Origin of the sequence: Streptomyces sp. NPDC003456 (assembly GCF_042878735.1) — a bacterium.
In the GTDB taxonomy this organism is placed as follows: domain Bacteria; phylum Actinomycetota; class Actinomycetes; order Streptomycetales; family Streptomycetaceae; genus Streptomyces.
The window spans coordinates 83477-106257 of record NZ_JBIAOK010000001.1 but is presented as its reverse complement, the minus strand read 5'-3'; the positions used below and the strand labels follow the sequence as shown (position 1 = coordinate 106257).

General features: G+C 73.5%; 2 protein-coding genes. Both read left to right on the top strand.

What is annotated here, in order from left to right; genetic code table 11:
* Positions 1–66 precede the first annotated feature (66 nt).
* Positions 67–10899 (top strand): SDR family NAD(P)-dependent oxidoreductase, encoded by a 10833-nt coding sequence (locus tag ACFYWG_RS00225; RefSeq protein ID WP_389198159.1) that lies wholly within the window; start codon positions 67–69, stop codon positions 10897–10899.
* Complete coding sequence (locus ACFYWG_RS00220; RefSeq protein ID WP_389198156.1) at positions 10896–22781, top strand: SDR family NAD(P)-dependent oxidoreductase; 11886 nt, start codon at positions 10896–10898, stop codon at positions 22779–22781. The genes ACFYWG_RS00225 and ACFYWG_RS00220 overlap by 4 nt, the downstream gene beginning before the upstream one ends.

The window sequence follows — 22781 nt, the reverse complement described above, 5'->3', positions numbered from 1 at the left end:
CGTCGCACCCGACGGCGTCACGCGCCTGGCAGCGAGGGTCGCGCTGATCGCGCAGAAAGGCTCGACGTGTCGAACACACCGCAGGACCTGAAGGCCGCGCTGCCCGCCATCCGGGCACTGCAGAAGCGGGCCGCCGATCTCGAGGCCCAGCTCACCGACCCGATCGCGGTGGTGTCGATGGCGTGCCGCCTACCGGGCGGCATCGACACCCCCGAGGCGTACTGGGAGCTGCTCGACTCCGGCGGCGACGCGGTGGGCGGTCTGCCCGGACGCTGGCGTGGACTCGACCTGTACGACCCGGACCCGGAGGCCGTCGGCAAGAGCTACGCGCGCGAGGGCGGGTTCCTCGCGGACGGGCATGTGGAGGATTTCGACGCCGGGTTCTTCGGTATCTCGCCGCGTGAGGCGGTGTCGATGGATCCGCAGCAGCGGTTGGTGCTGGAGGCGTCGTGGGAGGCGCTGGAGCGGGCCGGGATCCGGCCCGAGGCGCTGAGCGAGAGCCGCACCGGCGTGTACCTCGGCACCATGAGCACCGACTACGGCGACCTCGGCCGCAACCTGGACGCCCTGGACGGCTACGTCAGCACCGGCAAGGCGTCCAGTGTCGTCTCCGGGCGGGTCGCCTACACGCTGGGCCTCCAGGGCCCGGCCATCACGGTCGACACGGCCTGCTCCTCCTCCCTCGTCGCTCTCCATCTCGCCGCCCAGGCGCTGCGGCAGGGCGAATGCGAACTCGCCCTGGCCGGCGGCGTCACCGTGATGAGCGCACCGTCCCTCTTCGTGGAGTTCTCCCGCCTCAAGGGCATGGCCGCGGATGGCCGGTGCAAGTCGTTCTCGGCTGCCGCGGATGGTGCGGGGTGGTCGGAGGGTGTGGGTGTGCTGGTGCTGAAGCGGTTGTCGGCCGCGCAGCGTGATGGTGACCGGGTGTGGGCGGTGGTGCGTGGGTCGGCGGTGAATCAGGACGGGCGCAGTCAGGGGTTGACGGCGCCGAACGGTCCGTCGCAGCAGCGGGTGATCCGGGATGCGCTGGAGGCGGCGCGGTTGGTGCCGGGGGACATCGATGCGGTGGAGGCGCATGGCACGGGCACGTCGCTGGGGGATCCGATCGAGGCGGGTGCGCTGGCGGAGGTGTTCGGTCCGGGTCGTGAGCCGGGGTCGCCGGTGTGGTTGGGGTCGTCGAAGTCGAACATCGGTCATGCGCAGGCGGCCGCCGGGGTCGCGGGTGTGATCAAGATGATTTTGGCGTTGCAGAAGGAAGTTCTTCCCAGGACCTTGCATGCGGAGGAGCCCAGTTCACTCATCGAGTGGGAGGGCAGCGGGCTGCAACTGGTGCAGCAGGCGCAGGCGTGGGAGCGGGACGTGTCGCGTCCGCGTCGTGCGGGTGTGTCGTCGTTCGGTCTGAGCGGCACCAACGCGCATGTGATCGTGGAGGAGCCGCCGCTTCCCGAGGCCTCTGAGTCGTCCGAGGACGTGGCGGGTCCGGTGCCGGTGGTGGTGTCGGGTCGTGACGAGGCCGCGGTGCGGGAGCAGGCCGAGCGCTGGGCGTCGTGGCTGACCGCTCACCGCGACGTGGCTCTGGCCGATGTCGCCGTCACCGCCGCCCGGCACCGCACACACTTCGAGTCACGGGCGAGTGTGGTCGCCGCCGGCACGCCCGAGCTGGTGGAGGCGCTGCGGGCGCTGGCGGCCGGTGAGGCGCACGACGCGGTGGTGACGGGTACCGCGCAGCGGCGCGGGAAGGTGGTGTTCGTCTATCCGGGCCAGGGTTCGCAGTGGGTCGGCATGGGCCGTGAACTTCTCGCGTCCAGTGCGGTGTTCCGGGAGACGGTCGAGGTGTGTGATGCGGCTTTGCGGCCGTTCACGGGCTGGTCGGTGCGGGAGGTGCTGGCCGGTGAGGAGGGTGATCACCCGCCGTTCGACCGGGTCGACGTGGTTCAGCCGGCGCTGTTCGCGATGGGTGTGGCCCTGTCGGCGCTGTGGCGCTCGCTGGGTGTGGAGCCGGCCGCTGTGGTGGGTCACTCGCAGGGCGAGGTGGTCGCCGCCGTCGTCAGCGGGGCGCTCACCGTCGAGCAGGGTGCGCAGATCGTCGCCGCCCGTTCGCAGGCGGTTCTGGCCTGTGCGGGTCAGGGGGGCATGGCGCTGATCGAGCGTCCGCCGGCGCAGGTGGGGGAGTTCCTCGCCCCTTACGGCGACGCGCTGTCCGTCGCGGCGGTCAACACGGCCGGCTCGACGGTGATCTCCGGTGAGGCGGACGCCATCGCGCGGATCGTGGCGGAGCTGGGCGCGCGGGACGTCTACGCCCGCCGGATCAACGTCGACTACGCGTCCCACAACGCACAGATGGACCCGCTCCTGCCGGACCTGGCCGCCCGGTTCCGGGACCTCACCCCGCAGGCAGCGGAGATCGCCTTCTACTCCACCGTGACCGGCGCAGCCGCCACGGGCACGGAGCTGGACGGCACGTACTGGTGCCGCAATCTGCGGGAGCCGGTCCGCTTCGACCGCGCTCTCACCCAGCTCCTCGACGACGGCCACACCGTCTTCGTCGAGATCTCCGCCCATCCCGTCCTGTCGATGCCGCTCACCGACGGCAGCGCAGAGCGCGGCGGCATCGTCGTCGGCTCCCTCAGCCGGCGGTCGGGTGGCGTCGCGCGCCTGCTGCACAACCTGGGTCTGCTGCACGTCCAGGGCCACACCGTCGACTGGGACCGGGTGCTGGGCGCCGGCACCGTCGTGCAGCTGCCGACCTACGCCTTCCAGCGCCGGCGCTACTGGTACGAGAGCGAGGACACGACGGGCGACGCCCGTTCTCTCGGACTCCGGCCGGCGGAGCACCCCTGGCTCGGTGCGCTGACGGCTACCGCTGACGACGACGGCTACCTGTTCACCGGCCGCGTGTCGCTGCCGGAACACCCGTGGCTGGCCGAGCACTCCGCGTTCGGCACGATCCTGGTCCCCGGTACGGGCCTCCTCGAACTGGCCCTGGTGACCGCCGACCATGTAGGCGCGCAGGCGGTCGAGGAACTGACGCTGCTGGAGCCCCTCGTCCTCACCGACGAGAGCGCGCTCGGCCTCCAGGTCGTCGTGGGCGGCCCCTCGTCCGACGGCCGGCGCTCCATCGCCGTCTACAGCCGGCCCGAGTCCGCCGACGAGGACGTCCCCTGGCGGCAGCACGCGGCCGGGACGCTCTCGTACGCCGCCACGCCTGACACCGACGACCCCACCGGTCTGGCGCAGTGGCCGGTGCCCGGCGCCGAGCGGATCCCGCTCGACGGTTTCTACGAGGCCTTCGCCGCGCGCGGCCTCGGCTACGGCCCGGCCTTCCAGGGCCTGACCGAGCTGTGGCGCAGCGGGAACACCGCCTACGGCCTGGTGCAGCTGCCGGAAGCCCTCGCAGCGGATGCCTTCGGCGTCCACCCCGCCCTTCTGGACGCCGCGCTGCACGCCCTGGTGACGCTGCACGGGGAAACGGGCGCGCAGGATCACGTCCTGCTGCCCTTCGTGTGGTCCGGGGCGCGGTTGCACGCCGTCGGCAGCACCGAACTGCGCGTCCGGATCGACCTCGACACAGCGGCGGACACCTTGCGCGTCCGTGCGGCCGACCCGTCCGGACGGCTCGTCGTCGAGGCGGATCTGCGGCTGCGTGAGGCCACCGCCGAGCAGGTCCGCGCGTCCCGTCCCGGAACGGCCCACCTGCACCGTGTCGAATTCCGCCGGCTGCCCGTCCCGCCGGCCGCGCCCGAGAGCGCCGTCTGGGTGACGGAACTGGCGGACCCGGCCGCGCTCGACGCGCTGACCGGCCGGCTCGACGCCGGGGAGGAGGCCCCTGAGCGGGTCGTGATCGACGCCACCGCCCCGGCCACGACCGCGCTGGAGACCACGTCCCGGGCCCTCGACATCCTCCAGGGCCTGCTCGCCGAGCCGCGGCTGGACGGCGTGCCCCTGCTCTGGGTCACCTCCGGCGCCGTGGACGCCGGGGACGGCACGGGCGTACCGGCGCCGGCCGGCGCGGGACTGTGGGGGCTGCTGCGCACGGCCCGCACCGAGCACCCCGAACGCCCGGTGCACCTGGTCGACACCGACGGCTCCGTCGACCCCGCCCGGGCACCCCTGATCGCGAACGAACCCGAAGCGGTCGTACGGGACGGCGAGATCCGCGTCGCCCGCCTCGTCCGCGCCGCCGGGGAGGCCGTGACGGCGCCCCTGGACCCGGAAGGCGCCGTGCTGATCACCGGCGGCGCCGGTGAACTGGGCCGGCAGGTCGCCGCCCACCTGGTGCGCGAGCACGGCGCACGTCACCTGGTCCTCACCTCCCGGCGCGGCCCCGACACCCCCGGTGCCGCGGAGCTAGTCGCCGGGCTGACGGAGGCGGGCGCGGCGAGCGTCCGCGTCATCGCCTGCGACGTCTCCGACCGCGAGCGCCTCGCCGAGGTGCTCGCCGCCGCCGACCGGCCCTGGACGGCCGTCCTCCATCTCGCCGCGATCCTCGACGACGGCCTGCTGACCGGCCAGACCCGGGAGCGGCTCGCCGCCGTCTGGGGCCCCAAGGCCCAGGCCGCCGAGCATCTCCACGACCTCACCCGCGGCATGGACCTGGCCGCGTTCGTGCTGTTCTCGTCGGCCGCCGGTGTCCTCGGCGGTGCCGGACAGTCCACCTACGCGGCCGCCAACGCCTACGTCGACGCGCTCGCCGCACACCGCCGCGCCGCCGGCCTGCCCGGCACCAGCCTGTCCTGGGGACTGTGGCAGCAGGCGGGCATCGGCCTGACCGCCGCACTGGGCCAGGCCGAACTCACCCGGCTGCGCCGTCAGGGCGTCGGCGCGCTGACCACCGTCCAGGCGCTCACGGCACTGGACACGGCCCTCACCCAGCCCCACGCCCACCTCGTCCCCGTCAGACTGGAGCTCACCTCGCTCCAGCGCACCCTGGACAGCGAGGGGGAGGCGGCGGTGCCGGCGGTGCTGCGCGCCCTCCTGCGCGCACCGCGCCGCCGCGCCGGGCAGGCCGGTGCCGACCAGACGGACCTGCGCGGCCGCCTGCTGACGCTGCCCGAGACCGACCGGCGCGGGTCGCTCATCGACCTGGTCCGCAAGGAGGCCGCCACCGTCCTGGGCCTGCCCGGCCCCGAAGGGGTGGGCAAGGAACAGGTCTTCAAGGACCTGGGCCTCGACTCCCTCATGGCGGTCGAACTGCGCCGCCGCCTCTCGGCGGAGACGGGAGTCCCCCTGCCGTCGACCCTCGCCTTCGACCACCCCACCTCCGCCGCCATCGCCGACCTGCTGCTGAGCAGGCTGGACCTGGAGTCCGGTCCCGGGACCCCGGCGGCCACGGCCGCCGTCCGGGACGGGGACCGGTCCGCGGACGAGCCGATCGCGGTGGTGTCGATGGCGTGCCGTCTGCCGGGTGGTATCGACACGCCGGAGGCGTTCTGGGAGTTGCTGGCGTCCGGTGGGGATGCGGTGGGTGGGTTCCCGGGGCGTTGGCGGGGGCTGGATCTCTTTGATCCGGATCCGGAGGTGGAGGGCAAGAGTTACGGCTGTGAGGGCGGGTTCCTCGCGGACGGGCATGTGGAGGATTTCGACGCCGGGTTCTTCGGTATCTCGCCGCGTGAGGCGGTGTCGATGGATCCGCAGCAGCGGTTGGTGCTGGAGGCGTCGTGGGAGGCGCTGGAGCGGGCCGGGATCCGGCCCGAGGCGTTGAGCGGCAGTCGGACGGGTGTGTATCTGGGGGCGATGAACTCCGATTACGGGGATCACCGCACTCATGATCTGCAGGCGCTGGACGGTTATGTCGGCACCGGCCGCGCCTCCAGCATCCTGTCCGGCCGGGTCTCCTACGTCCTCGGTCTGCAGGGACCGTCCCTGACTGTCGACACGGCCTGCTCCTCCTCCCTGGTCTCCCTCCATCTCGCCGCCCAGGCGCTGCGCCAGGGCGAGTGCGAACTCGCCCTGGCCGGCGGCGTCACCGTGATGTCCACCCCGTCGACGTTCGTGGAGTTCTCGCGGTTGAAGGCGATGGCTCCGGATGGCCGGTGCAAGTCGTTCTCGGCTGCCGCGGACGGTGCGGGGTGGTCGGAGGGTGTGGGTGTGCTGGTGCTGAAGCGGTTGTCGGCCGCGCAGCGTGATGGTGACCGGGTGCTGGCGGTGGTGCGTGGGTCGGCGGTGAATCAGGACGGGCGCAGTCAGGGGTTGACGGCGCCGAACGGTCCGTCGCAGCAGCGGGTGATCCGGGATGCGCTGGAGGCGGCGCGGTTGGTGCCGGGGGACATCGATGCGGTGGAGGCGCATGGCACGGGCACGTCGCTGGGGGATCCGATCGAGGCGGGTGCGCTGGCGGAGGTGTTCGGTCCGGGCCGGGAGCCGGGGTCGCCGGTGTGGTTGGGGTCGTCGAAGTCGAACATCGGTCATGCGCAGGCGGCTGCCGGGGTCGCGGGTGTGATCAAGATGATTTTGGCGTTGCAGAAGGAAGTTCTTCCCAGGACCTTGCATGCGGAGGAGCCCAGTTCACTCATCGAGTGGGAGGGCAGCGGGCTGCAACTGGTGCAGCAGGCGCGGGCGTGGGAGCGGGACGTGTCGCGTCCGCGTCGTGCGGGTGTGTCGTCGTTCGGTCTGAGTGGCACGAACGCGCATGTGATCGTGGAGGAGCCGCCCGTCTCCGCCTCCGTCGAGCCGGTGGCCGAAGAGGCGGCGGGTCCGGTGCCGGTCGTGCTCTCCGGACGTGACGAGGCCGCGGTGCGGGAGCAGGCCGAGCGCTGGGCGTCGTGGCTGACCGGGCGGGAGGGGGTGCGGCTGGCGGATGTGGCGCGCACGGCCGCGGTGCACCGCACGCACTTCGAGTCACGGGCCGCGGTGACAGCCGACTCCCTCGACCAACTGGTGGAGGCCCTGCGGGCACTCGCCGACGGCCGCCCCCACCCCGCCCTCACCCACGGCACCGCCACACCGCGCGGAAAGGTCGTGTTCGTCTTCCCCGGCCAGGGCACCGACTGGGAGGGCATGGGGAGTGCGCTGCTGGAGCAGAGCGACGCCTTCCGGGACACCGTGACGGCCTGCGACGCGGCGCTGCGGCCGTACACCGGCTGGTCCGTGCTGGAGCGTCTGCGCGGCGAGCACTCCGGCTCCCTGCCCCTGGAGCGTCTGGACGTCGTCCAGCCTGTGCTCTTCGCCATGTACGTCGCGCTGGCGGCGGCCTGGCGGTCGCTCGGCCTCGAACCCGCCGCGGTCGTCGGCCACAGCCAGGGCGAGGTGGCCGCGGCCGTCGTGTCCGGTGCACTGACCCTCGACGAGGGCGCCCGCATCGTGGCGCTGCGCAGCCGCGCGCTCCAGTCCGACGGCGGCGGTGGCGAGATGGCCGTCGTCGAACTGCCCGTCGCCGAGGTGCAGGAGCGCATCGCGCCGTACGGCGAGGCCCTGTCGATCGCCGCGGTCAACACCGGCCGCTGGACGGTGATCTCCGGCGACACCGACGCGATCGAGGACGTCCTGATCGAGCTGGACGACGAGGACGTCTCGTGCGGGAAGCTCAACGCCGCCTGCGCCTCGCACAGCGCGCACATGGACCCCCTGCTGCCCGGCCTGCGGGCCGAGTTCGCCGTCCTGCGCCCGCAGCACACCGCCGTACCGTTCTACTCGACGGTCACCGGCGGGCCCCTCGACGGATCCGGACTCGACGCGGACTACTGGTGCCGCAACCTGCGCGAGCCGGTCCGCCTCGACCTCACCCAGGCCCGGCTGCTGGACGACGGCTACGACGTGTTCGTCGAGGTCAGCCCCAGCCCGGTGCTGGTCATGCCGCTCACCGACGGCTGCGCCGACGCGGACGGCCTCGTCGTGCCGAGCCTCCAGCGCGGCCACGGCGACCCGGGCGAACTCCTGCGCACCCTCGCCCTGCTGCACGTCCAGGGCCTCGACGTCGACTGGAGCCGCGCCCTCGGTGCCGGGCTCCGCCGGGCGGACGCGGTACTCCTGCCGACGTACGCCTTCCAGGGCGAGCGCTACTGGGCCGAGACCGCACAGGGGACCGGCGACGCGAACTCGATGGGCCTCGTCGCCGCGCGGCACCCCTGGCTGAGCGCCGTCACGACGCTGGCCGGCGGAGAGGGACATCTGTTCACCGGCCGGCTGTCGACGGCCCTGCACCCCTGGCTGAAGGACCACGCCGCGTTCGGCACCGTCCTGGCCCCCGGCACGGGTCTGCTGGAGCTCGCCTTGGTGGCGGCACGGGAGACCGGCGCCGGACACGTCGGCGAACTCACCCTGTCCGAACCGCTGATCCTCGACGACGACCGCGCCGTGCACCTCCAGGTCGCGGTGGACGCGCCCGACCTGAAGGGCGAGCGCTCCATCGCCGTCTACTCCCGGCCCGAGTCGGACCAGGAGCACTGGACCTGCCACGCCTCCGGACGGCTCCTGGACGGCCTCCCGGATGGCCACGACCAGGGATTCGAGAGCCTGCGGGACTGGCCCGCCCCCGAGGCAGAGTCGGTCCCCCTGGACGGGTTCTACGAACGGCTGGACGCCCAGGGCGTCGGATACGGCCCCGCCTTCCGGGGCCTGACCGAGCTGTGGCGTGACGGCGACACCGCGTACGGCCTCGTCCGTCTCCCCGAGGGAGTCCCGGTCCAGGAGTACGGGATGCACCCCGCCCTGCTCGACGCCGCCCTGCACACCGTCCAGGCCGTCCGGGACCAGGACGAGTCCGACCGGCGAGTGCTGCTGCCCTTCGCCTGGGAGAGCGTGGAACTCCACGCCGCAGGCAGCTCCACCCTGCGGGTGCGCGTGGACCTGGACGGCGCGCGCTCCAGTGCCCGGCTGTGGGTGGCCGACGCCGAGGGCAGGCCGGTGGCCGCGGCCCGCGCGCTGCGGATGCGCGAGGCGAGCGCGGAACAGCTGCGGGCGGGCCGCCCGGTGGAACACCTCCACCAGGTGGACTTCCAGCCGCTCCTCGCCCCGGTGACGCGACAGGAGACGGCCGCGACCTGGCTGCTCGGCGACGAGCGCTTCCTCACCGGGCCGGCCGACGTCACGGACACCGGACACATCGAGCACCTCGCCGATACGGACGCCCTCACGGCGCGTCTCGCCGAAGGCTCCCCGGCGCCCGCTCGGCTGATCGTCCTCGCCGTCCCCGGCCCGGGCACCGCCCGCGCCCAGGACACACCGGACACGGACGACGGCAGCACCGTCGCGGACCTGCGGGCACGCACGGCCGCGACCCTGGAACTGCTGCGTGCGCTGCTGGCCGAGGAACGGCTCGCCGCCACCGAGCTGGTCTGGGTCACCCGCGGCGCCGTGGACACCGGCGACGGTGTGCCGGACCTCGCCCACAGCGGTGTGTGGGGCCTGCTGCGGGCGGCCCGCACGGAGCACCCCGAGCGGGTCCTGCGCCTCATCGACGCGGACGGGCCCTCCCCGGCGCTGGCCCGCGCGCTGACGGTGACGGACGAACCCGAGATCGCCGTACGGGGCGAGGCGCTGCTCGCCGCCCGCCTGGTCCGTGCCACCGGCACCACCGGCGACGGCTCCGCGCACGGCCGCCCGGACCCGGACGGCACCGTCCTCGTCACCGGGGGCACGGGTGAGCTCGGCCGGCAGGTCGCCGCCCACCTCGTCCGCGCCCACGGAGTCCGCCACCTCGTGCTGACCTCCCGCCGCGGCCCCGAGGCCCCCGGCGCGTCGGACCTCGTACGCGAACTCCACGACGCCGGCGCCGAGACCGTGCGCATCGAGGCGTGCGACGTGACCGACCGCGACCGCCTCGCGGACATCCTGGCCGCCGCGCCGGACGGCCACCCGTGGACCGGGGTCGTCCACCTCGCGGCCACACTCGACGACGGCCTGCTCCAGAACCAGGACCCCGAACGTCTGTGGACGGTCATGGGCCCGAAGGCGGCCGGAGCGGTCCACCTCGACGAGCTCACCCGCCGGGCCGGCGCGGACCTGTCCCTGTTCGTGGTGTTCTCCTCGGTCGCCGGGATCCTCGGCGGCGCGGGGCAGTCCACCTACGCCGCCGCCAACACCGTCCTGGACGCGGTGGCCGCCCGCCGCCGCGCCGACGGCCTGCCCGGCACCAGCCTGTCCTGGGGCCTGTGGGAACCCGACGGCACCGGCGTGACCGACGCCCTGAACGACGCCGACCTGGCCCGGATGCGCCGCCGCGGCATCTCCGCGCTGACCTCCGGCCAGGCGCTGCGCCTCCTGGACGCCGCGCTGTCCCGCCCGGAAGCGCACCTCGTGCCGGTCAAGCTGAGTCTAGGAGCGCTGCAACGCGGTCTCGACGACGGGGACGAGACACCCGCGCTGCTGCGTGGACTGCTCCGGGGCAGGCTGCGTCGCGCCCAGGGCGCGACGGCACCGGTCACCCTCCGGGACCGGCTGCGCTCCGCGTCCGCCAAGGAACGACGCCGGACCGTCCTGGAGACGGTCCGCCGCGAGGCCGCCGTGGTGCTGGGCCTGCCCGGTCCCGAGGCCGTGGACGCCCACCAGGTCTTCAAGGAGGCGGGCCTGGACTCCCTCATGGCGGTGGAACTGCGCAGGCGCCTGTCCGCGGAGACCGCGCTCACCCTGCCGGCCACCCTGGCCTTCGACCATCCGACCCCGGACTCCATCGCCGCGTTCCTGCTGGACCGACTGCCGCAGGACGAGGTTCCCGAGCGCCCGGGACGCAGGGCGGGGACCGGCCCGCTGACCGAGGTGCAGATCGACAGCCTGGTGGAACTCCTGCGGTCCGCCACGCCGAAACAGCTCGAGTCGCAGGGCCTGGCATCGGCCTTCCTCGATCTCAAGGAGGGCCTGACGAAGACCGTCACCACCGCAGAAGCGGCCCCGGTCGAGCTCGAGGCCGACAGCACCGAAGACCTTCTGCAGTTCCTTGACGACAAGTTTGGAGTCAGTTCATGACCACGCCCGACGTCGAGAAGCTCGAGTCCTACCTGAGGCGTGCCACGACGGCCCTGCTCAAGGCCGAGAAGGAACTCGACTCGGAGCGGGCCGCCCGCACCGAGCCGATCGCGGTGGTGTCGATGGCGTGCCGTCTGCCGGGTGGTATCGACACGCCGGAGGCGTTCTGGGAGTTGCTGGCGTCCGGTGGGGATGCGGTGGGTGGGTTCCCGGGGCGTTGGCGGGGGCTGGATCTCTTTGATCCGGATCCGGAGGTGGAGGGCAAGAGTTACGGCTGTGAGGGCGGGTTCCTCGCGGACGGGCATGTGGAGGATTTCGACGCCGGGTTCTTCGGTATCTCGCCGCGTGAGGCGGTGTCGATGGATCCGCAGCAGCGGTTGGTGCTGGAGGCGTCGTGGGAGGCGCTGGAGCGGGCCGGGATCCGGCCCGAGGCGTTGAGCGGCAGTCGGACGGGTGTGTATCTGGGGGCGATGAACTCCGATTACGGGGATCACCGCACTCATGATCTGCAGGCGCTGGACGGTTATGTCGGCACCGGCCGCGCCTCCAGCATCCTGTCCGGCCGGGTCTCCTACGTCCTCGGCCTCCAAGGCCCCGCGATGACCGTCGACACGGCCTGCTCCTCCTCCCTGGTCTCCCTCCATCTCGCCGCCCAGGCGCTGCGCCAGGGCGAGTGCGAGGTGGCCCTGGCGGGTGGTGTCACGGTGATGTCCACGCCCTCCCTCTTCGTGGAGTTCTCGCGGTTGAAGGCGATGGCTCCGGATGGCCGGTGCAAGTCGTTCTCGGCTGCCGCGGATGGTGCGGGGTGGTCGGAGGGTGTGGGTGTGCTGGTGCTGAAGCGGTTGTCGGCCGCGCAGCGTGATGGTGACCGGGTGTTGGCGGTGGTGCGTGGGTCGGCGGTGAATCAGGACGGGCGCAGTCAGGGGTTGACGGCGCCGAACGGTCCGTCGCAGCAGCGGGTGATCCGGGATGCGCTGGAGGCGGCGCGGTTGGTGCCGGGGGACATCGATGCGGTGGAGGCGCATGGTACGGGCACGTCGCTGGGGGATCCGATCGAGGCGGGTGCGCTGGCGGAGGTGTTCGGTCCGGGTCGGGAGCCTGGGTCGCCGGTGTGGTTGGGGTCGTCGAAGTCGAACATCGGTCATGCGCAGGCGGCTGCCGGGGTCGCGGGTGTGATCAAGATGATTTTGGCGTTGCAGAAGGAAGTTCTTCCCAGGACCTTGCATGCGGAGGAGCCCAGTTCACTGATCGAGTGGGAGGGCAGCGGGCTGCAGCTGGTGCAGCAGGCGCGGGCGTGGGAGCGGGACGTGTCGCGTCCGCGTCGTGCGGGTGTGTCGTCGTTCGGTCTGAGTGGCACGAACGCGCATGTGATCGTGGAGGAGCCGCCCGTCTCCGCCTCCGTCGAGCCGGTGGCCGAAGAGGCGGCGGGTCCGGTGCCGGTCGTGCTCTCCGGACGTGACGAGGCCGCGCTGCGGGAGCAGGCCGAGCGCTGGGCGTCGTGGCTGACCGGGCGGGAGGGGGTGCGGCTGGCGGATGTGGCGCGCACGGCCGCGGTGCACCGCACACACTTCGAGTCACGGGCCGCGGTGACAGCCGACTCCCTCGACCAACTGGTGGAGGCCCTGCGGGCACTCGCCGACGGCCGCCCCCACCCCGCCCTCACCCACGGCACCGCCACCCGGGGCGAATCCGCGGTGCTGTTCACCGGCCAGGGCAGCCAGCGCACCGGCATGGGACGCCGGCTCCACGCGGCGCTGCCGGTGTTCCGCGACGCGTTCGACGAGGTCTGCGCCGCTCTCGATCCGCATCTGAGCCGCCCGCTGGCCGAGGTGGTCCTCGCCGCCGAGGACAGCGCCGACGCGGCCCTGGTGCACGAGACGGAGTTCACGCAGCCCGCCCTGTTCGCCTTCGAAGTGGCGCTGTTCCGCCAGTGGCAGTCATGGGGCGTCCGGCCCGCCGTGGTGGCCGGGCACTCGATCGGCGAGCTGGCGGCCGCGCACGTGGCGGGTGTCCTGGACCTGGCCGACGCGGCACGCCTCGTGGCGGCCCGCGGCCGGCTGATGCAGGCGTGCGAACGCGGTGGCGCCATGGCGTCGGTCGAGGCCTCCGAGACGGAAGTGGCCGAGGTACTCGCCGGCATCGACGGCCGGATCTCCGTCGCGGGCCTGAACGGTCCGGCCCAGACGGTCGTCAGCGGTGATGCGACGGCGGTGGAGGCCGTCACGGCGCACTTCGCCGGACAGGGCAGGCGCACCCGGCGGCTGGAGGTCTCCCACGCCTTCCACTCGCCCCACATGGACGCCATGCTCGCCGACTTCCGGGCGGTCGCCGAGAGCTGCCGCTTCCAGGCCCCGGCCGTCCCGCTCGTCTCGTCCGTGACCGGACTGCGGGCCGACGAGGACCTGGCAGCCGGAGAGGGAGTGCGCTCCCCGCTGTACTGGGTGCGCCAGGCCCGTGACGCGGTGCGGTTCCTGGACGTCGTGCGCGCCGTCGAGGGGCAGGGCGTCACCCGGTTCCTGGAGTGCGGGCCCGCCGCCGTCCTCTCCGCCATGGGCGCCGCCTGCTCGGAGCGGGACGGGGTGTTCATCGCCTCGCAGCGGTCGGACGCCGGCGAATCCGGCGGGGCGGACGAGATCCGCACGCTCGTGCAGGCTCTCGGCGGCCTGCACGTGGCCGGGGAGGAGCTGGCCTGGCAGGACATCCTCCCCGCCGGCTCCGCGGCCGCCCCGCCGGCGCTGCCCACGTACGCCTTCCAGCGGGAGCGCCACTGGCTGGAGACGGCCGGTCAGGTCGGCGGCGATCTGGCGTCGGTCGGGCTGGAGCGTCCCGGGCACCCGTGGCTCGGCGCCGCGACCGTGCTGGCCAACGGCGAGGGGCACCTGTTCACCGGCAAACTGTCGCCGAACGAGCACCCCTGGCTCCGCGACCACGTCGTGCACGACATCGCCCTCGTTCCCGGCACCGGTCTGCTGGAGCTGGCTCTCGCGGCCGCGCACCGCACCGGCGCGGCGGGGGTGGCCGAGCTCACGCTGCTCGAACCGCTCGTGCTGGACGAGGCCGTCCGCCTCCAGGTCGTCGTCGGGGCCCCGCGCGGCGACGGGGGCCGCACGATCGGCATCCACAGCCGTACCGAGGGCTCCGCCCCCGACGCATGGCGGCAGCACGCCGTCGGCGAGCTGCTGGAGCACTCCGGGCAGACCGGCGAGCCCGAGCCGCAGCAGTGGCCGGCACCCGACGCGGAACGCGTCGAACTGCACGACTACTACCGGGACTTCCACACCCTGGGCCTGCAGTACGGGCCCGCCTTCCAGGGACTGGCCGAACTGTGGCGCACGGGGGACACCCTGTACGCCGAGGTCCGGCTCCCCGACGACCTGCGCACCGCGGACTACGGCGTCCACCCGGCCCTGCTCGACGCCGCCCTGCACGGCCTCGCCGCGCTGCGCTCCCAGGACTCCCCGCAGGACACCGGAGTTCTGCTGCCCTTCGCCTGGAGCGGCGTGGAATGCCGGGTGGCCGAGAGCACCGCCCTGAGGGTGCGGGTCGACCTGGATCGTACGAACGCCACCGCCTCGCTGCACGCGACCGACGCGGCGGGCCGCCTCGTGCTGAAGGTCGCGGCGCTGCGGCTGCGCGAGGCGACAGCCGAACAGCTGCGCGTCCGCGGAACCGTGGAACACCTCTACAGCGTGGCCTTCCAGCCCCTGCGCCACCCGGAGCCGGCGGACGGGCACACCCGGACCTGGGTCGTGGGCGGCACCGGAGACCTCGCCGACCGCCTCGGCGGCACCGGCCCCGCCTCGGGCCCGGTACGGCACTGCCCCGGCACGGACGACATGACCGCACTGCTCGACGCCGGTGAGGACCCCCCCGCACGGCTCGTCGTCGACGCGACGGCCCTGGACGGGGAAGAGGCCTACGCCTGCGCCCTGGCCGCGGTGAACGGCACCCTGCGCACGGCCCGGAGCCTGCTCGCCGACGAGCGCCTGGAGTCCACCGAACTCGTCTGGGTCACCCGTGACAGCGTGGCGGCCTCGCCCGCCGACCCGCTCGACGGATGGGCCGGTGCCCCGGTGTGGGGCCTGGTCCGCGCCGTGCGCGCCGAACACCCCGAGCGGACGGTACGGCTCGTCGACCTCGACGCGCAGGACCATGACACCGACGTCCTCGCCCGCGCCCTCGCCGCGGCCGACGAGCCGGAGACCGCCGTACGTGCGGACCAGGTGCTGGCCTCGCGGCTCGTGCCCGAACCCACCGTCGACGAGGCGGAAGCGTCCCACCGGCTCGACCCGGACGGCTCCGTGCTCCTCACCGGCGGCACCGGTGAACTCGGCCGACGCGTCGCCCGCCACCTGGTGCACACGCACGGCGTGCGCCACCTGGTGCTCACCTCACGGCGCGGCGCCGACACCCCCGGCGCCGACGAACTGGTGCGGGACCTGACCGAGGCCGGGGCCGAGACCGTCTCCGTCGTCCGGTGCGACGTCGCCGACCGCGACCAGCTGGCCGCCGTGCTGGCCGCCGTCGCTCCCGGACACCCCTGGACCGGCGTCTTCCACCTCGCGGGAATCACCGACGACGGGCTGCTGGCCGACCAGGACGAGGACCGCGTGCGCCGGGTCATGGACCCCAAGGCCGCGGGCGCCCTCCACCTGGCGGACCTCACCGCCGGCCTCGGCCTGTCCGCCTTCGTCCTCTTCTCCTCCGTCTCCGGTGTCCTCGGCGGACCGGGCCAGAGCAACTACGCCGCGGCCAATGCCTGGCTCGACGCCCTGGCGGCCCGGCTCAGGCGGCAGGGCCGCCCTGCCGTGGCCCTGTCCTGGGGCATGTGGGAGCAGAGCGGTGACGGCATGACCGCGCGGCTCGGCCGGGCCGATCTCGCCCGCATCCGGCGTCAGGGCATAGGCGCCCTGACCGAGCGGCAGGGCCTGCGCGCCCTGGACCAAGCGCTGGCCGGGGACCGGGCGCGGCTGGTGCCCGTACGGCTCGAACTCGCCGCCGTGCAGCGCGAGGCCGACCGGGGCGAGGACATCCACCCTCTGCTCCGGGGCCTCGTACGCACCACGTCGCGGCCTACGCCGTCCCGGTCCGGATCCGGCGTGCGGGACCGGCTGGCCGCACTGCCGCAGGAGGAACGGCTGCCCGCTCTCCTCGCACTCGTGCGGGAGGAGGCCGCCGCCGTCCTGGGCGGTGCGGGGCAGGAAGGCATCGGCGAACAGCAGGTGTTCCAGCAGGTCGGCATGGACTCCATGACGGCCGTGGAGCTGCGCCGACGGCTGACCGCCGTGACGGGCGTACGGCTGCCGTCCACCCTGGCGTTCGACTATCCCACCCCGGCGGCCGTGGCCGGACTGCTGCTGGACCGGATGGAGCTCACCCCGGCCGCGGCTCCCGAGGCCGGCCGTCCCGTGCGGGCGGTTGACGCGGCGGAGCCGATCGCGGTGGTGTCGATGGCGTGCCGGCTGCCGGGCGGCATCGACACCCCCGAGGCGTTCTGGGCGCTCCTGGCCGGGGAACGCGACGGCATCGGCCCGTTCCCGCAGCGTTGGGACGCGCTCGACGTGTACGACCCGGACCCGGAGGCCGTCGGCAAGAGCTACATCCGGGAGGGCGGGTTCCTCGCCGGTGCCGAGGATTTCGACGCCGGGTTCTTCGGGGTCTCGCCGCGTGAGGCGGTGTCGATGGATCCGCAGCAGCGGTTGGTGCTGGAGGCGTCGTGGGAGGCGCTGGAGCGGGCCGGGATCCGGCCCGAGGCGCTGAGCGAGAGCCGCACCGGCGTGTACCTCGGCACCATGGGTTCCGACTACAGCACCCAGCAGGGCCGGGGACTGGCGGAACTCGACGGCTACGTCGGGACGGGCAACGCGTCCAGTGTCGTCTCCGGGCGGGTCGCCTACACGCTGGGCCTCCAGGGCCCGGCCATCACGGTCGACACGGCCTGCTCCTCCTCCCTCGTCGCTCTCCATCTCGCCGCCCAGGCGCTGCGGCAGGGCGAATGCGAACTCGCCCTGGCCGGCGGCGTCACCGTGATGTCCACACCCACCCCGTTCGTGGAGTTCTCCCGTCTCAACGGGCTGGCCCCCGACGGTCGGTGCAAGTCCTTCTCCGACCAGGCCGATGGCACGGGGTGGTCGGAGGGTGTGGGTGTGCTGGTGCTGAAGCGGTTGTCGGCCGCGCAGCGTGATGGTGACCGGGTGTGGGCGGTGGTGCGTGGGTCGGCGGTGAATCAGGACGGGCGCAGTCAGGGGTTGACGGCGCCGAACGGTCCGTCGCAGCAGCGGGTGATCCGGGATGCGCTGGAGGCGGCGCGGTTGGTGCCGGGGGACATCGATGCGGTGGAGGCGCATGGCACGGGCACGTCGCTGGGGGATCCGATCGAGGCGGGTGCGCTGGCGGAGGTGTTCGGTCCGGGCCGGGAGCCTGGGTCGCCGGTGTGGTTGGGGTCGTCGAAGTCGAACATCGGTCATGCGCAGGCGGCCGCCGGGGTCGCGGGTGTGATCAAAATGATTTTGGCGTTGCAGAAGGAAGTTCTTCCCAGGACCTTGCATGCGGAGGAGCCCAGTTCACTCATCGAGTGGGAGGGCAGCGGGCTGCAACTGGTGCAGCAGGCGCAGGCGTGGGAGCGGGACGTGTCGCGTCCGCGTCGTGCGGGTGTGTCGTCGTTCGGTCTGAGCGGCACCAACGCGCATGTGATCGTGGAGGAGCCGCCCGTCTCCGCCTCCGTCGAGCCGGTGGCCGAAGAGGCGGCGGGTCCGGTGCCGGTCGTGCTCTCCGGACGCGACGAGGCCGCGGTGCGGGAGCAGGCCGAGCGCTGGGCGTCGTGGCTGACCGCTCACCGCGACGTGGCTCTGGCCGATGTCGCCGTCACCGCCGCCCGGCACCGCACACACTTCGAGTCACGGGCCGCGGTGACAGCCGACTCCCTCGACGCCGCCGTGGAGGCCCTGGAGGCACTCGCCTCGGGGCAGACACATCCGGCTGTCGTGACGGGTACCGCGCAGCGGCGCGGGAAGGTGGTGTTCGTCTATCCGGGCCAGGGTTCGCAGTGGGTCGGCATGGGCCGCGAACTCCTCGCGTCCAGTGCGGTGTTCCGGGAGACGGTCGAGGCGTGTGATGCGGCTTTGCGGCCGTTCACGGGCTGGTCGGTGCGGGAGGTGCTGGCCGGTGAGGAGGGTGATCACCCGCCGTTCGACCGGGTCGACGTGGTCCAGCCGGCACTGTTCGCGATGGGTGTGGCCCTGTCGGCGCTGTGGCGCTCCCTCGGGGTCGAGCCGGCCGCTGTGGTGGGTCACTCGCAGGGCGAGGTGGTCGCCGCCGTCGTCAGCGGGGCGCTCACCGTCGAGCAGGGTGCGCAGATCGTCGCCGCCCGTTCGCAGGCGGTTCTGGCCTGCGCGGGTCAGGGGGGCATGGCGCTGATCGAGCGTCCGCCGGCGCAGGTGGGGGAGTTCCTCGCCCCTTACGGCGACGCGCTGTCCGTCGCGGCGGTCAACACGGCCGGCTCGACGATCATCTCCGGTGAGGCGGACGCCATCGCGCGGATCGTGGCGGAGCTGGGCGCGCGGGACGTCTACGCCCGCCGGATCAACGTCGACTACGCGTCCCACAACGCGCAGATGGACCCGCTTCTGCCGGGCCTGGCCACCGAGTTCGCCGACCTCGTCCCGGACCGGGCATCGATCCCCCTCTACTCGACGGTGACCGGTCAGGTCGCCGCGGGGCCGGAGCTGGACGGCTCGTACTGGTGCCGCAACCTGCGCGAGCCGGTCCGCTTCGACCGGGCCCTGAGCCAGCTCCTCGACGACGGCCACACCGTCTTCGTCGAGATCTCCGCGCACCCGGTCCTGTCCATGCCGCTCACCGACGGCAGCAGCGAGCACGGCGGCATCGTCGTGGGTTCTCTCGCCCGTGAGCAGGGCGGATTCGCTCAACTGCTGCGCAATCTGGGTTTGTTGCACGTCCAGGGGCACAGCGTGGACTGGGACCGGGTGCTGGGCGCCGGCACCGTCGTGCAGCTGCCGACCTACGCCTTCCAGCGCCGGCGCTACTGGCACCAGACGGTCAGGACGCACGGGGACGCCGGATCCCTCGGTCTCGACGCCTCCGCGCACCCGTGGCTCGGGGCCGTGGTGGAGCTGGCCGACGGGGAGGGGCACCTGTTCACCGGGCGGCTGTCGCTCGCCGAGCAGCCGTGGGTGAAGGACCACGCGGTGCACGGCACCGTGCTGGTCCCCGGGACCGGGCTCCTCGACATGGCGCTCACCGCCGCCCACCACCTCGGCGCGGCCGGTGTGGGCGAACTGACGCTGTCGCAGCCCTTGGTGCTCGGTGCCGACGACGCGGTCCGCCTCCAAGTGAAGGTCGGTGCCGCCGCGGACGGGGACGGTCTCCCGGTGGACATCTACAGCCGGCCCGACGGCGGGACCGACACCACCCCGTGGACCCTGCACGCCACCGGCACGCTGACCGGGGCGAGCGCCGAGGCCCCGTCCCCGGCCGACCTGCGGGCATGGCCGGCGAACGGAGCCGAGCGGGTCGGCGTGGACGGCTTCTACCAAGACCTTGCCGAGCAGGGGCTCGAGTACGGACCGGTGTTCCGGGGCCTGACCGAACTGTGGCGTGCCGGAAACGTCGCGTACGGCCTGGTGCGGCTGCCGGAGGAGGCCCGGCCGGACACCGAGGGCTTCGCGCTGCACCCCGCGCTCCTCGACGCCGCTCTGCACACCCTGGCGGGGACGCGGGGAGGCGACCCGGACGGCGACGGCTCCGACGGAGTCCTGCTGCCGTTCCTGTGGACCGGTGTGCGGCTGTTCGCCACGGGCGGTACGGAGTTGCGGGTCCGCGTCGAGCTCGTGGACGACTCCACCGCCCGGATCCTCGTCTGCGACGGCACGGGTGAGCCCGTACTGAGCGCGCAGGGCCTGGCGGTCAAGCGCGCGGACACCGCGCAGCTGAAGGGCGCGGGCACCGCCCGCGACACCGGGCACCTGTACCGCGTCGAGTACCAGGCGCAGACGCCGGCGGACGATCCCGGCACGCCGCCGGAGGAGGCCGGCGCACTGCTGGTGCTCGGCCCGGGCGGAGTGGTCGCCGAGACGCTGGGCGTCGAGAACGCCGTGAGCCTCGGCACCGCTGTGCCGTTCGACGGGAACCGTCCTCGTACCGTCGTCGTCGACCTCAGCGCCGCCGGCCAGGACTGCGGGAACGGCGGGACCGTGGACGGGCGAGCCGGTGAGACGGTGACGGCGGCGCTGGCCTGGCTGCAGGAGCTGCTGGAGGACCCGCGGTCGGAGGGCGTCGACGTCGTCTGGGTGACCAGGGGCGCGGTCGCCGCGAGCCCGGTGGACACGATCACCTCGCTGGAGCACGCGCCGCTGTGGGGCCTGGTCCGCGTGGCCCGCGCCGAACACCCTGAGCGCGGCCTCCGGCTGGTCGACATCGGTGCCGAGCAGCCCGACGCGGCCCTGCTGCGCCGGGTCCTGCTCTCCGGAAGCGAACCGGAGCTCGTCGTCCGCGGGGACGGTGTGCTGGCGCCCCGGCTGGTGCGGGCCGAGCGCACGTCCTCGCCGGACCTGCTCGTCCCGGACGTACGGCAGCAGCCCTGGTACCTGGACATCGAGGAGAAGGGCCGGCTGGACACGTTCGTCTTCCGTCCCGTCGACCGCGACGCCCCGCCGGCGGACGGATGCGTCCGGGTGGGGGTCCGCGCGGCCGGCATGAACTTCCGCGACGTGCTCAACGCCCTCGACATGGTGCACGCGCCGAAACTCGGCCTGGAGTGCGCGGGTGTCGTCCTGGAGACGGGTCCCGGCGTGACGCATCTGCGGGTCGGCGACCGCGTGATGGGGCTCGCCGTGGGCACGTTCGGCTCCGAGGTGACGGTGGACGCGCGCTGGATGGTGCGCATCCCGGACTCGCTGACCTTCGCGCAGGCCGCGACCGTCCCCCTGGCCTACCTCACCGCCCACTACGCCTTCACGGACCTCGGCCCCCTGCGTGCGGGGGACAAGGTCCTCGTGCACGCGGCGGCCGGCGGTGTCGGGCAGGCCGCGCTCCAGCTCGCCCGGCATGCCGGCTGCGAGCTCTACGGCACGGCGAGCCCCGGCAAGTGGCCCGTCCTGAGGGAGCTCGGCCTGCCCGAGGACCGCATCGCCTCCTCCCGCGACACCGGCTTCGCCGAGAAGTGGCTGTCGCTGACCGGCGGCGCGGGCGTGGACGTGGTGCTGAACGCGCTGACCGAGGAGTTCGTCGACGCGTCGCTGCGGCTGCTGCCGCGGGGCGGACGGTTCCTGGAGATGGGCAAGACGGACGTGCGGGACGCCGACGAGATCGCCGCGGCGCACCCCGGCGTCCACTACCGGGCGTTCGACCTGATCGAGAGCGGGGCCGACCGCGTCCAGGAGATGCTGTGCGAACTCGTCGCCCTGCTGGAGCAGGGGGCCGTCACGCCCCTCCCGTACTCGGCGTTCGACGTGCGGGAGGCACCGAGCGCGTTCCGCCTCATGGCGCAGGGCCGCACCGTCGGCAAGCTGGTCCTGACCGTGCCGCGGTCCCTGGACGGCGCGGGCACCGTGCTGCTGACGGGCGGCACGGGTGAACTGGGCCGCCTGGTGGCACGCCGCCTGGTCGAGGAGCACGGGGTGCGGCACCTGGTGCTCACCTCCCGCCGCGGGCCGCGGGCACCCGGCGCCGACGAGGTGGTGACCGAGCTGCTCGACGCGGGCGCGGCCGACGTGCGCGTGCTGGCCTGCGACGTGTCGGACCGTGAGGACGTCGCCCGGGTCGTCGACGAGGCGGGCGCACGGCACCCGCTGACGGGTGTCTTCCACCTCGCGGCCGTGCTCGACGACGGCATCGTCCGCAACCAGGACGCCGGCCGCTTCGCCCGGGTGCTCGCCCCGAAGGTGTCGGGTGCGGTGCATCTGCACGAGCTGACGGCCCATCTGGACCTGGCGGCGTTCGTCCTGTTCTCCTCGGCGGCGGGCACGCTGGGCGCCCCCGGCCAGAGCAATTACGCGGCGGCCAACGTCTTCCTCGACACGCTGGCGTCCCACCGGCGCAAGCGCGGTCTGCCCGCGGTGAGCCTCGCCTGGGGCCTGTGGGAGCAGGCGGGCATCGGCATGACCTCCCACCTCGGTGACACGGAACTGACACGGCTGCGCAAGCGCGGCTCGCAGGCGCTGTCCGCACAGGAGGCCATCCAGGCGATGGACGCCGCCCTGGGCCGCCCGGAGACCCACCTGGTCCCGATCAAGCTGGACGTGGCCGGGCTGGGCGGCGGCGAGGAGCCCGCCCCGCTCTTCGCGGCCCTGGCACGGCCGCGGCTGCGCCGGGCCCGGCAGGCGGTGGCGCAGACGGAGACGTTCCGTGCACGGCTGGCCGGTCTGCCGGCGGGTGAGCAGGTCGCGGCGCTGCTGGCCGCCGTCCGGCAGGAGGTCGCCGGAGTGCTCGGCCTGCCGGGGGCGGAGACGGTCCCGGCGGACAAGCAGCTGCGCGAGTTCGGCTGGGACTCGTTGATGGCGGTGGAGCTGCGCAACCGGCTCAGCGCCCAGGCGCAGGTGGCCCTTCCGAGCACGCTTGCCTTCGACTACCCGACCCCTCGGGCCGTCGCCGAGTTCCTGCACGTGCGGCTGGACCTCGGCACGACGGGCGAGGAGTCCGGGCCGCCGCAGGATCCTTCGCAGGCCGCCGCGTGGGCGCTGGAGCGCGTGACCGCGGACCAGCTGAGGGACAGCGGACTGCTGGCGCAGCTGCTCCGGCTCGCGCAGCCCGACAGCGAACCCGCGGGGGCGAGCTCCGCCGCGGACGCCCTGCAGGCGGCCGGCGAGCTGTCGGAGGACGACATGGACCGGGCACTCGATGCCGTTCTCGGAAACACACTGTGA

What these genes read in the sequence shown, in the direction of transcription:
- ACFYWG_RS00220 (WP_389198156.1), top strand. Translation starts at nt 10,896, where the DNA reads ATGACCACGCCCGACGTCGAGAAGCTCGAGTCCTACCTGAGGCGTGCC.